The sequence below is a fragment of the Serratia sp. PL7 genome (assembly GCF_945957435.1).
Map to the genome: position 1 here is coordinate 211,206 of NZ_CAMFLB010000011.1, position 12,884 is coordinate 224,089.

The 12,884-nt window shown below is 61.6% G+C and carries 8 protein-coding genes; 1 reads left to right on the forward strand and 7 read right to left on the reverse strand.

From position 1 onward, the window contains the following. Nucleotides 1-47: 47 nt before the first annotated feature. On the reverse strand, nucleotides 48-1,400 hold the full coding sequence (yegD, locus tag N6G83_RS33000; RefSeq protein ID WP_025303855.1) for a molecular chaperone: 1,353 nt from the start codon (nucleotides 1,398-1,400) through the stop codon (nucleotides 48-50). Between the two features lie 164 nt (nucleotides 1,401-1,564). On the opposite strand from yegD, the gene alkA reads away from it, so the two are divergent. After that, on the forward strand, nucleotides 1,565-3,055 hold the full coding sequence (gene alkA / locus N6G83_RS33005) for a DNA-3-methyladenine glycosylase 2 (RefSeq protein ID WP_141998669.1): 1,491 nt from the start codon (nucleotides 1,565-1,567) through the stop codon (nucleotides 3,053-3,055). 6 nt (nucleotides 3,056-3,061) lie between these two features. On the opposite strand, the gene N6G83_RS33010 is transcribed toward alkA, so the two are convergent. The 6 genes from N6G83_RS33010 to ppk1 form a co-directional block, all read right to left on the reverse strand. Next, the gene (locus N6G83_RS33010; RefSeq protein ID WP_025303853.1) at nucleotides 3,062-3,415 is read right to left on the reverse strand and encodes a DNA-binding protein; all 354 of its coding nucleotides are present in this window, start codon (nucleotides 3,413-3,415) and stop codon (nucleotides 3,062-3,064) included. A 194-nt stretch (nucleotides 3,416-3,609) separates the two neighbouring features. Further along, nucleotides 3,610-6,939, reverse strand: a complete 3,330-nt coding sequence (locus N6G83_RS33015) for a diguanylate cyclase (protein ID WP_260516074.1) — start codon at nucleotides 6,937-6,939, stop codon at nucleotides 3,610-3,612. 185 nt (nucleotides 6,940-7,124) lie between these two features. Continuing rightward, nucleotides 7,125-8,558: a magnesium transporter gene (gene mgtE / locus N6G83_RS33020; RefSeq protein ID WP_049204844.1), complete on the reverse strand. Its 1,434-nt coding sequence runs from the start codon at nucleotides 8,556-8,558 to the stop codon at nucleotides 7,125-7,127. Nucleotides 8,559-8,661: 103 nt separating this feature from the next. After that, nucleotides 8,662-8,844, reverse strand: coding sequence for a YfgG family protein (locus N6G83_RS33025; protein ID WP_004941600.1), 183 nt, complete (start codon nucleotides 8,842-8,844; stop codon nucleotides 8,662-8,664). 180 nt (nucleotides 8,845-9,024) lie between these two features. Beyond that, nucleotides 9,025-10,575 carry an exopolyphosphatase gene (gene ppx, locus N6G83_RS33030; RefSeq protein ID WP_043137936.1) on the reverse strand — a complete coding sequence of 517 codons (1,551 nt, stop codon included), beginning with the start codon at nucleotides 10,573-10,575 and terminating at the stop codon, nucleotides 9,025-9,027. Nucleotides 10,576-10,585: 10 nt separating this feature from the next. Then, the gene (ppk1, locus tag N6G83_RS33035) at nucleotides 10,586-12,649 is read right to left on the reverse strand and encodes a polyphosphate kinase 1 (protein WP_043137932.1); all 2,064 of its coding nucleotides are present in this window, start codon (nucleotides 12,647-12,649) and stop codon (nucleotides 10,586-10,588) included. Nucleotides 12,650-12,884: the final 235 nt, after the last annotated feature.

The following is a 12,884-nucleotide window of genomic DNA, read 5'->3' on the forward strand; positions in this document are numbered from 1 at the left end:
CATAGCCTCCAATGAACAAGGGCGCGGCGAGCCGCGCCCTTGGGCTGTCAACGGAACAGCGTTTGCGCCCAGCGCGCCAGCCCGGCGGTGACCGAGCCGAAGTCGTTGCCGCCGACGATCGGAATGCCCGGCAGCTGCTGTTGCAGCGCGGCGCGCAGCAGGGGTGAGCGTGCGCTGCCGCCGGTCAGGTAGATCACCTGCGGCGCGGTCTGGCTGCTGGCCAGCGCGGCGCTGACCTGCTCCTGAATGCGCATCAACGGCTGCGAAATGGCGTCGGCGAGCTGAGCCTGGCTGATGCTCTCCGCCAGATCGGCCTGCACGAAATTGAGCGGCGCGCTGATGGCCGTTTGGCCGGACAGGGCGATCTTACTCTCTTCGGCCGCCCGCACCAATCGGTAGCTCAGGCGCTGTTGGTACACTTTCAGCAGGCGTTTGACCTTTTCCGGCTCCGCCGCGTCGAGGATCAGATCGCGCAGGACGCGGCCGTTGGCGGCGCTGTAGAAGTCATTTTGCGCCGGCACGTCGTTGGTCGCCACCGCGTTCCAGTAAGGCAGCGCCGGCAGGGCGATGCCCTTCGCGGTTTCGCCGCCCAGGCCGAACAGCGGCATCAGCTGTTTGAAGGCCAGCATGATGTCCAGATCGTTACCGCCGACCCGGCAGCCGCTGTGGCCCAGCAGGCTCTGCTGGCGATCGGCGCGGTCGCGCCACTGCGGCCCCATCAGCAGCACCGAGCAGTCGGTGGTGCCGCCGCCGATGTCCACCACCAGCACGGTTTGCTCTTCGCTCAGCGTCGCCTCGAAGTCCAGCCCCGCCGCCACCGGCTCGAACTGGAATTCAATGTCCTTGAAACCGGCACGTTCGGCGGCGCGCTGCAAAATGCCCTGCGCCTGCCGGTTGGCTTCGTCGCCGCCGATGCCCTGGAAGTTGATCGGCCGGCCGATCACCGCCTGATCGATGCCGGTCTGCAGCACGTTTTCCGCCTGGCGTTTGATGTGGAACATCATGGCGCACACCAGGTCTTCGAACAGCGCGATCTGCTGCGGTTTCAGGCCGTTGGCGCCGAGGAAGGACTTCGGCGAGCGCACGAAGTACACCTCTTCGGGATCTTCCATATAGTGCGCCAGCGCCTGCAGGCCGAACAGCACGCTGTCGCCGTTGACCGGAATGTCTTCTTCGCGGTTGTAACTGATGGCGCGGCGCAGCAGCTGCTGGTTTTCTTCGCTGCCGGTCGGCACCTGCCAATGGCGGTGCAGGCATTCGCTCACCGCTTCGCGGGTCGGCGCGCACAGCATCGAAGGCAGATACGGCTCGTTGTTTTCCAGCGTCAACAGCTCGGGGCCGTGGTCGCGCATCACTGCAACGGAACAGTTGGCTGTCCCGTAATCGAATCCAATAAACATCTCTTTTTTGTCCCCATGCCAATGAAGGGGGGCGACTTTACCCGAGACGGGGCCGGCGGGCAATGCACCAATGCGCGAGTGTCGAAAAATTTAGCGGGCGCGGCGGCGGCGTGCTTAACTTAATGTCCGAATTCCGCACGTCAGCGCGCCAGCCGAGTCCCATAATGCAGAAAAAACCGAACCCGAGCGTTGCCATGAATACTCAACAGCAAGCGTTGTACGACGCGCTGCGCGCGCGTGACCGCAAATTCGACGGCCGTTTTTTCGTCGGCGTCTCTTCCACCGGCATCTATTGTCGTCCGGTGTGCAGCGCCCGCACGCCAAAGCGGGAAAACTGCACCTTTTATCCGAGCGCGGCGGCGGCTGAACTGGCGGGGTTTCGCCCCTGCCTCAAATGCCGACCGGAACTGGCCCCTGGCCTGGCGCTGATCGATCTGGGCAACCGCTATGCCCAGGTGGCGGTGCAGCTCATCGAGCAAGGCTATCTGTCCGAGCACAGCTGCGAAGCGCTGGCGGCGCGGCTGGGCATTTCCGATCGCCACCTGCGGCGTATCTTCGCCGAACAGTTTGGCGCTTCGCCGATCGATTACGCGCAGTCGCACCGGTTGCTACAGGCCAAGCGTCTGCTGGCGGATACCGACCTGCCGCTCAGCGAGGTGGCGTTCGCCGCCGGTTTCGGCAGCCTGCGGCGTTTCAACGAGCTGTTCAAGGCGCGCTACCGCCTGATCCCGTCGGCGCTGCGGAGCGGCGGCGCGCGCGGTGAACGGGCGGCCGCCAGCGGGTTGGTGTTTCACCTGGGCTATCGGCCGCCCTATGACTGGGCGCGCATGCTGAATTTCTTGCAGGCACGCGCCGTGCAGGGCGTGGAGCGGGTCGAGGGGCGCCGCTACCTGCGCTCGATCGCCGTCAGCCAGGGTGGCACTGAACACCGCGGCTGGTTCAGCGTGCAGCCGGAAGAGGCGCGCAATCGGGTTCGGGTCGAGATCGCGCCGACGCTCAGTTTGGTGACGACGGAGGTGTTGCGCCGGGTCCGCTTGCTGTTTGATCTGGACGCCGCGCCGGATCGCATTAATGAGGCGCTGGGCTCGCTGGCGGCCGATGCGCCGGGATTGCGCCTGCCGGGCTGCGTGAACAGTTTCGAGCAGGCGACGCGTGCGGTGCTGGGGCAACTGGTCAGCGTGAAAATGGCGGCGACCTTCGCCGGGCGGATGGCCGAACGTTGGGGCGAAGCGCTGGCGACGCCGCATGAGGGCATCACCCACGTTTTCCCCACCGCAGGACGGGTGGCGCAGCTGCAGCCCGAAGAACTGCGCCCGCTCGGGGTGCAGGTGAAGCGTGCGGCGGCGCTGATCGAGATTGCCCGCGCGCTGGGCGAAGGGCGGCTGCAGCTCGACAACGTGCTGGATATCGAACAGGGCATCAAGGCGCTGACCGCGCTGCCCGGTATCGGCAACTGGACCGCCAGCTATATCGCGATGCGCGCCTGGTCGTGGCCGGACGTGTTCCTGGCCGGCGACTACCTGATCAAACAGCGTTTCCCTGGCATGACGCCGCGCCAGATTGAACGCTACGCCGAGCGCTGGCGCCCGTGGCGCTCTTACGCCACGCTGCACCTGTGGCACAACGGCGGCTGGGCGCCGGAAGGGGAGAGTTGAACGTGGCTAGCGGGGGGACTCGATCAGCTGCAGCAAGCGGCTCATGCCTTCACGCATCAGGAACGCCAGCAGCTTTTCCCGTTCGGCCGGCGTCAGGTGATAGTAATACTCGATCCAGACCCGTATTGGATCCTGGCGTTTGACGTCGTAGTCCGGATGATCGGCCTCGTGCAACGCCGAGAGGCTGCGCGCGCCGAATGGCAGGCTGTCGATATGGTATTCCAGCGCTTTGCCCTGTACGCCGCTGCGGCGGCGACTGACCCAGCCTTCTCGCCGGGCCATCAAATTGACTCCTTGTGGGGTTGAGGGCAACCCCGCCTTCCCCATCAGTTCCCTGGCGGAAAACCATTTCTTTTCCATAGTCCCTTATCCCTGAGTCATCACATGTCGAGGAAAATCAACGGATACGCTGATACTCGCATGGGCGATTCATCTTACTTAATCGTTTAAGCCTAAGGTGTTATTTATATCACTAATCTCGTATGGGTTAACACAATGTGAAATACGGGGGAGTGCGGCGCTGCCCGTGCGACGGCGCCGGTGAGGAAGAGGGATTAGCGAATGCCGAAATAACCGTCGCTGAGCAACACCGCCAGCGGCTGCTCCAGCGCCACCTGATCGCCGTCCGCCAGATCGATGCCGATATCGCGCAGCGCCTGCAGCGTCACCGGCTGGTGGGCCGGCCCGGCGAGCGTCTGCGCCTTGATTCGATGCGCCGCGCCGTTGAGCATCGCGACCATCAGCTCGTCCATCTGGTTGCAGTGCACGTTGGTGATAAAGCGCTCATCGATGCGAATGATGTCGATTCTCTGGTCGCTGAGCTCATCGAAAGCATTGATGTTATGCCCGAAGCCGTTGACGATCAGCCGGCAGCCCTGCTGCTGCAGTTCGCGGAGAAATGCCCGACACTGCGCGGCGTGTTCCAGTATCGCGGCCTCGTCGACGCTGAACAGCAGCGCCTGCGGCGGCAGCGAGGAAGCGCGCACCGTTTCCGTCAGCTCGCGCTGGAAGTCGGCGCTGAGCAGACTGTCGATAGCCAGCGGCAGCGCGAGCGACAGCCCTTTGCGTTTGATGTCGTCGGCATATTTCACCAGCAGTTGCGCCGCCGTCCAACGGTCGATGTCCGGCATCAGGCCGTACAGCTGCGCGGCGGCGATGAACGCCTCGTGCGACAGCGGGCACTCGTCCGGCGCCATCACCTGCAGCTTCACCTGGTGAAACGCGGCCGACAGCGGCGTCGCCGGCGGCGCGACCGCATGAGTCAGCAGCCGCAGTTGCCCCTCGCTGATGATCGTCTGCACTTCCTGCAGGCTCAGCACCTCGTGCTGCCGCTCCAGCCGCTGTTTCTGCCGCGTTTCGTACAGATAAACCTGGCCGCGCCCCTGGTGCTTGGCGGTGTAGCAGGCGATATCGGCCTGCGCCAGCAGTTCGCTGCTTTTGGCGTCGGCGCTGATGCGTGTGATGCCGGCGCTGGCGCCGACGCGGTAAATCTTCCCTTCCCAGTAGAACTGGTGCTGGCTGATTTGATTAACCACTTGCTGCACCAGCGATTTGGCCTGTTCCAGCCGGCAGTCGTACAGGATCAGCCCGAACTCGTCGCCGCCCAGCCGGGCCAGGCAGTCGCTATGGCGCAGCTGATGCCGCATCAGCTGGGCGATGTCCCGCAGCAGGGCATCGCCCGCCGCATGGCCGGCGGTGTCGTTCACCGCCTTGAACCGATCCAGATCGAGGAACACCAGCGAATGCGGCGACGACGGTTCCCCGCCGGCGACGATCGCCGCTTTCAGCTGTTTCTCGAAGCGGGTGCGGTTCGGCAACCCGGTCAGCGCATCGTGCGAGGCGCTGTAGCTGAGTTTTTTCATCAGTTCGCGCGAAGCGGTGACGTCCTGCAGCACCATCACCGCACCCATGGTTTCCCCGTCGAGGGTTTTCAGCGGTGAGACCGACTGCTGCACGTCGAAATAACGCCCGTCGCGGCTGTGCAGCACCAGCGCATAATCCGCTGGCCATTGCCGTGGGTATTGCGTGAGGTTTTCGATTTCCGGGCCGTCTTTGCCGTTGGTCAGGCGCACCACGCCGGCGACGGGCATACCGATCGCCAGTTCGAGCGGCCAGCCGCACATCTGTTCCGCCACCGGGTTCATAAAGGTGATACGCAGGTGGCTGTCGGTGGAGATCACCCCTTCGCCGATGGCGTCGAGAGTGATGTGCAGGCGCTCCTTTTCTTCGTGCAGCGCCTCGGCGAGGCTCTTGAGCTCGGTCATGTCGATATTGGTGCCGATCAGGCGCAGCGGCCGACTCTGATCGTCGAGGATCACGTTGCCCTGGCCGCGGATATGGCGCACTTTGCCGCCACGCGTCGTGATGCGAAACTCCATGATGAATGGCCGCGGCTGCGCCAGGAGCTCGGCCAGTTCGCGATCGGTGCGCTCGCGATCTTCCGGCACCAGCAGGGTGCGCCACAACGCCAGCGTCGGCGTTTGGTCGGGGGTGAGATCGTAGAGTTCGAACATGCGCTGATCCCAGGTGAAGTTTTCCTGGCCCATCACCCATTCCCAGATGCCGACGCCGCCCACCTGGTTGGCCAGCGTGATGCGCTCCACCAACCGGTTGTTCTCCGCCTCGCTGCGCTTAAGGTCGCTGATGTCCTCCACCTGAGAGATGAAGTACAACGGCCGGCCTTCGCCGTCGCGCACCAGCGAGACCGCCAGCAGCGCCCAGACCGTCTGGCCGTCGCTGCGGATATAGCGCTTCTCTAGGGTGTAGCTGCTGATATGGCCGTCGAGCAGTTCGTGCAGTTGGGATAGGTCGGCGTTCAGATCGTCCGGGTGGGTGATCTCTTGAAAGGTCAGGCGATAAAGTCTTTCGGGCGGATAGCCGAGCAGCTTGCACAGCGCCTGGTTAACCTGCAGCCATTTGCCCTCCGGCGACACCAGCGCCATGCCGATGGCGGAATACTCCAGCGCGCTGCGAAAGCGGCTTTCGCTCTCGACGATATGTTGCTTTTCCACCCGGAAGGTGTGCATCACCATCGCCATGGCGTGCGCCGGGATCAGGATCAGCAACATCGGCAGATAGAGGCCGAGTTCGCCCAGGAAAGTGTGCCGGGAAGACGTAAGGCGCATCAGGCCCAGCGACAGCAGGACGGTGATCAGCAGGATTGTACAGAAACAGACGGTGAAGGTTTCGAAGCGCGACAGGGCGATAGCCGCCCACAGCAGCGGCAGGATGACGAAGGTAAAGGGGAAGGGCAGATGCGTCAGCGCCAGATAGCTGAAGGCCAGCGATCCCATCAGGGTCAACAGCAGCGGATACGGATTCAGCCCAGCCAACAGGCGGCGGTGATAGGTGAGCCCGAGCGGCGCCAGCGACAGCACCCCTATCGCCTCAGCGATGAACCAGGTGCCGAACGATTGCCAAAACGTCTGGTCCGGCGTGGGGGTCAGTCCGGCGGCCAGCAGCGCGCTGAACAATGGGGTAAATATCACCGCGCAGACCACGAAGCGCAGCCAACAGCCCAGATCGCTCAGCGGATCGATCGCCGGCAGCGTGCGGCGCAGCAGCAGAGCGCACACTGCCGCTTCCAGCAGGTTGATGGCGGCCAGCTTGACGGGAATGGCGCTGAGGCCGAACAGCAGGAAGCTGGCGAGCACGATGCCTGTGCCGCTGGCCAGCAGCGGCAAACCCCAATGACGCGGGGGATGGCGATACAGCACGGCGATCGCGGCGGCGGTCGGGAACCACAGCGGCGTGAAGTGATGAGCCTCACTGGATAACGACAGGCTCAGCAAGGCGAGCAAAAACGTCGCCAGCGCCACGAACAGGGAATGCGTCAGCACGACGCCTTTGTGTGTGCCGAACGTGTTCGGCGCGCTGATCTCCATAGACACCCTTACCGATGGCCTCTGCCTGTGATTGAATTCATGACGTGAATGAATTAAGACGATTTATTGGCAAAGGGTAGTACAGCGTGAGAGGAAAACCTACCGGGAGGGCCGACTTTACTGCATTAGCGCAGGCCCGGCGACAGAATGACGAAAAAGCCGGCGCGGGGCCGGCTTTGAGCGTCTTACAGCAGGAACAGGGTGGCGAGGCCGAGGAAGATGAAGAAGCCGCCGGTGTCGGTCAGCGCGGTGATGAGCACGCTGGAGCCGACCGCCGGATCGCGGCCCAGTTTGAGCATGGTCATCGGGATCACCACGCCCATCAGCGCCGCCAGCAGCAGGTTGAGCAGCATCGCCAGCGTCATTACGCCGCCCATCGCCGCGTCGCCATACAGCAGCCAGGTGATCACGCCCATGATGCCGCCCCACACTACGCCGTTGATGATGGCCACCCCCAACTCTCTGAGCATCAGGCGCGAGATGTTGCCGACTTCGATCTGGTGCAGCGCCAGCGCGCGCACGATCATGGTGATGGTCTGGTTGCCGGTGTTGCCGCCGATGCCGGCGACGATCGGCATCAGCGCCGCCAGTGCCACCAGCTGGGAAATGGTGTGTTCGAACAGGCCGATCACGCGGGAGGCGATGAATGCGGTGCAGAGGTTGATCGCCAGCCAGGCCCAGCGGGTCTTGACCGCCTTGCTGACCGGGGCGAACACGTCTTCTTCCGGGCTCAAACCGCCCATGCGGCGCAAATTGGTGTCACTCTCTTCGTTGACGGCGTCGACGATCTCTTCGATGGTCAGGCGGCCCATCAGTTTGCCTTTGGCATCAACCACCGGGGCGCTGATCAGGTCATAACGTTCGAAGGCGCCGGCCGCATCATCGGCCTTGTCTTCGGGCTGAAAGGTGGCGGGATCGCTGTCCATCACTTCGCGCACCGGGATCTCCGGGTCGTTCAGCAGCACCGCGGTCAGCGGCAGCTCGCCCAGCAGGGTGTTTTTGCGATCGGTGACGAACAGTTTATCGGTGGCGTCGGGAATGGTTTTGCGCATGCGCAAAAAGCGGTGCACCGCGCCGAGCGTGACGTCCGGCCGCACCGTCACCAGTTCGAAATCCATCATCCAGCCGACGCTGTCTTTGGCGTATTGGCTCATCTCGCGCACCTGGGCGCGCTGCTCCGGCTCCAGCGAGGTCAGCAACCGGCCCATCAGGTTACGCGGCAGGTATTGCGCCAGGTAGGCCTGTTCGTCGACATCCAGCGTTTTGATCGCCTTGAGCAGGTCTTTGTCGCTCATTTCCTCGATCAGGCTGTCCCAGACCGGCTCGGCGACTTCCACCAGCGTCTGGCCGCGCTTGCTGTTGCCCACCAGCCGCCACAGCGCCATGCGTTCGTCCTGCGGCAGTGCTTCCAGCAGGTCCGCCAGGTCGGCGGCGTGCATGTCGTCCAGCAGGCCGGTAATTTCCGCCGTTTGGTTCAGCCGTTCGCTTTGGCTGAGGGCGTGTTCATCCCCCGGCCGGCCGAGAATGCCGTCGACCAATTCCTTATTGTTCAACAACAGAGTAAGAATGCGCTGGCGGTGTTCAGCGACTTTTTTGACGTTATGGGTTGCGGCTGACATGGTGTTCCTTAACGGGCGCTCGGCGTTCCTGACGCAGGCTCATTAAAAGATAGAGCATAGCGAGTGCCGGAGTCATTTTTATGAAACGGACGGGGCGCGGCGGTTATTCAGAGGAGGCGTCCTGTTGCGGCGCGCTGACTTCGGCGGCGTTTTGCGCAGCGGCCTGCTTTTTTTCCTGATGATGAGGCACCGCCACCACGGCGGCGTACAGCAGTCGGCCGACTAAAATGATAAAGCTGATAAACAACACTATCTTCGTCATCTGTCCGGTGGTTTTCTTGCGCATATATCACCCGGTATGCCGGTGTCCTGTGTTATTCGCTCGAGAATTTGTAACCGGATTTTAGGCGCTGATGACAAAAGTTGTCCATTTTTTTCCGGCGGGCGGCGCGCCGTATTAGGGTTTCGTTTAGGTTGACGAGGCGGGGCGGAAAGAAAAACCCCCTGGCTGGCAGGGGGCGGGGGATCAGGCGGAGCGCTGTTCGTCTTGCGAGCCTTCTTCGTCGATCAGCAGCTTCCAGCCGACGACGTCGTTCCAGTAGGCCTGCTCGCGCTCGAAGTCCAGCTGCACCAGGTTGTTTTGCGCCAGGTAGCCGGCCGGGAAGCGCAGCGTCCAGTGGTTGTCGTCGGTGGTCAGGCGCAGCGTTTCCGGCGTGGTGGTCGACTGGCGCTGGTTGTTGAGCAGGGTGCTCAGACGCAGCAGCTGGATCAGCGGCAGGTAGTGTTTCTTTTTGAACAGGTTGAGGCGCGGCAGCTCTTCCAGCTTGATCGCCTTGCGGTGGAAACGCACCAACGCCGCCAACAGCAGCTGCTGTTCCTGGTTAAAGCCAGGCAGATTGGAGTTTTGCAGAATGTAGGCCGAATGGCGATGCATGCCGCTGTGGTTGATGCTCAGCCCCACCTCGTGCAGCATGGCGGCCCATTTCAGCAGGGCTTCCAGCTGCGGATGCGCCAACTTGGTGTTTTGCGCCATCCACTGCGAGTAGAGCAGTTCGGTGGTTTCCAGCACCCGCTTGGCCTGTTCGCGGTCGATGTTGTAGTGATCGGCCAGACTCTTGGCGGTGCGGCTGCGGATGTCCTGGTGGCGGAAACGGCCTTCCATTTCATACAGCACGCCTTCGCGCAGCGCGCCGTCGGACAAGCGCAGATCGCGGATCGCCAGCGCGTCGAACACGCCGCACAGGATAGCCAACCCCGGCACGAATACCGATTGTCGGTCTTCCGACAGCCCCGGCAGGCTCAGCGAGCCGAAGCTTTTGAACTGCAGCACCTGTTCGGCGAGCATTTCCAGGCGTTCCAGGGTGATGAGACCGTCTTTTTCTCCCATCGCCACCAGCACTTCGTGGGCGGCCTTGATGGTACCCGAGGCGCCCAGCGCGTACTGCCAGCCCTGAATGCGGTACTGCCAGGCCAGCGTTTCCAGCTTCTGTGCCGCCGCCAGCCGCGCGCGGCGGAAGTTGTTTTTGCTGATCTCTCCGCCCGGGAAGAACAGCTGGGCGAAGCTGACGCAGCCCATGCGGCGGCTTTCCGCCAGCAGCGGCTCGAAGTCTTCGCCGATCACCAGCTCGGTGGAGCCGCCGCCGATGTCGATCACCAGCTTGCGGCCTTTCTCCGGCTGGGTGTGTTCCACGCCCATGAAGATCAGGCGCGCCTCTTCCTGGCCGGCGATGATTTCGATCGGGTAGGGGATCACTTTGGCGGCGCGCTTGAGGAATACTTCGGCGTTCACCGCCTGACGCAGGGTGTGGGTCCCGACGATGGTGACGTTATCCGCCGGGAAGCCCTGCAGCCGTTCGGCAAACAGGGCCAGGCAGGCCAGGCCGCGTTCTATCGCCTCTTCACTGAGTACGTTGTTGCTGTCCAATCCGTCGGCGAGATGTACCCGTTGTTTCAAACGGCCCAATACCTGTAAGGCGCCGTTGACGACGCGGGCGATCACCATGTGGAAACTGTTCGACCCGAGGTCGATGGCGGCGATTTCCTGCGGTTTGTTCGTTGCAGTGTTTTTTAGCGGCATAGTTGCTGGCCTACTGTCCTGGTTGTTCCAGAGCTTTTAAATACTCGTAAATAGCCACCTGGGCGCGCACTTTGCGGCGGTTGCCGCGCGGCACGTACTGGTTGCTCAGTTCTTTATCCACATAACGGGCCTTGACCGTATCGCTGAACAGGATCTCCAGAATGTCCAGAACGCGCTGTTTCAGCGCCGGATCCAGCAGCGATACCGCCACTTCGATACGGTAATCTATGTTGCGGGTCATCCAGTCGGCGGAGGACAGATACACCCGTTTGTCACCTTTATTGTCGAAAACGTAAACCCGATCGTGTTCCAAAAAGCGATCGACGATGCTGATCACCTGAATATTGTCGCTGATCCCCGGCAGGTTGGGAATCAGGGAACACATGCCCCGCACCAGCAGGCGGATCTTCACGCCGGCGCCGGACGCGGTATATAACCGATCTACCAGTCCTTTATCCACCAGATTATTTATTTTCAACATAATGCCGGCCTGTTCCCCGGCCTGCGCGTTGGCGATTTCGTTGTCGATCAGCTCATACAGCTTCAGGCGCGAGTTCTGCGGCGACACCATCAGGTTGTCGAAGGTGACCGGCCGGTAGGGGTTCTCGATAAAGTTGAATACCCGGCGCACCTCGTTGGTGATGCGTGAATCGGCGGTCAACAGCGAATAGTCGGTGTAGATGCGCGCGGTTTTTTCGTTAAAGTTGCCGGTGCCGATATGAGCATAGCGCACAATTTGATCGCCTTCACGGCGCGAAATCAGGAACAGTTTGGCGTGGATTTTCAGCCCCGGCGCGGAGAAGATCACGTGTACGCCGGCTTCGGTCAGGCGCTTCGCCCAGTGAATGTTGGCCTCTTCGTCGAAGCGCGCCTGCAGCTCGACCACCACCGTGACCTTCTTGCCGTTGTGCGCGGCGTGGATCATCGATTCGATGATGCGCGAATCTTTCGCCACTCGGTAGATGTTGATTTTGATCGCCAACACGCTCGGATCGAACGACGCCTGGCGCAGCAGCTCCAGCACGTGCTCGAAGGTGTGGTACGGGTAGTAGAGCAGCACGTCTTTTTCACGAATGGCGTCGAAGCCGTTGCGGAAACCGTCGAACCAGATGTGGCGCAGGCGCGGCAGCGGCTTGTTGACCAGATTGGCCTTGCCGACGTTCGGGAAACTGATGAAATCTTTGAAGTTGTGGTAGCGGCCACCGGCGATCACCGAATCGTAGTTGGAGATGCCCAGCTTGCCGCGCAGCAGTTCCACCATTTCGTTCGGCATGTCGCGCTGATAAACAAAGCGCACCGGCTCGGCGGTCAGGCGCTGTTTCAGGCTGGAGGACATCAGTTCCAGCAGGCTGGATTCCATTTCGGTGACCAGATCGTACTCCGCGTCGCGGGTCATTTTCATCGAATAGGCGTTGAGCGCATCGTAGTCGAAGAAGCCCTTGAAGATATCGTCTAGGCAGTAACGCAGAATGTTGTCCAGCAGGATCATCGGCTTACGGCGGCGCGGCGCTTCCGGCGGCAGATTGACGAAGCGCGGCACCTTGTCGGACGGGATCTCCAGCAGCGCATAGTCGGTGCGGGCGCCGCGGATGATCTCCACCGCCAGATAGGTGTAGTCGTCTTTCAGGAACTGCACCAGGTTGGTGTCGTGGTTGATCAGGATCGGCGTGATGTGCTGGCGCAGATGCTGTTTGAAATATTGCCGCAGCCAGATTTGCTGGTTCTCGGACACCTGGCGTTCGTTGATCAGGAAGATCTGGTTGCGGGCCATTTCCAGCAGCAGATCGTTGTACAGGCCGTCGAACTCCTGATCGGTTTTCAGCACCTTGGCCTGGATCTTTTTCAGCAGGTGGCGCGAGGAACCGGCGGAGCCTTGCTCTTCGCTGATCAGGATGCGCCGTTTGAGATCGGCGAAGCGGACTTTATAGAACTCGTCGAGGTTGTTGGAGTAAATGCCCAGAAAACGCATACGTTCAATCAGGGGATTGCTCTTATCTGCGGCTTCCTGCAACACGCGTTCATTAAAGGATAACCAGCTTAGTTCTTTTTCGATGTAGAGCTTTTCCTGACCCATTGCCACTCCAGTTCAAATTTAGAATAGGATCCGGGACGCAGCGCCCGGATGCCGCTCTAGTGTCCTTCATCATTATTGCGAGAGATTGACAGGAAAGTCCAACATATCCATTGCGTTGGCGCGCGGCGTTTTTCGGCGGCAATAAATTTTCCCCGCGGCGGGATGCTCGGCAGTAAAACGATCAGCATGAAATGACGGCTAGCAGGCTTATTCTTGGCGTTATAAAGCGTGTTTA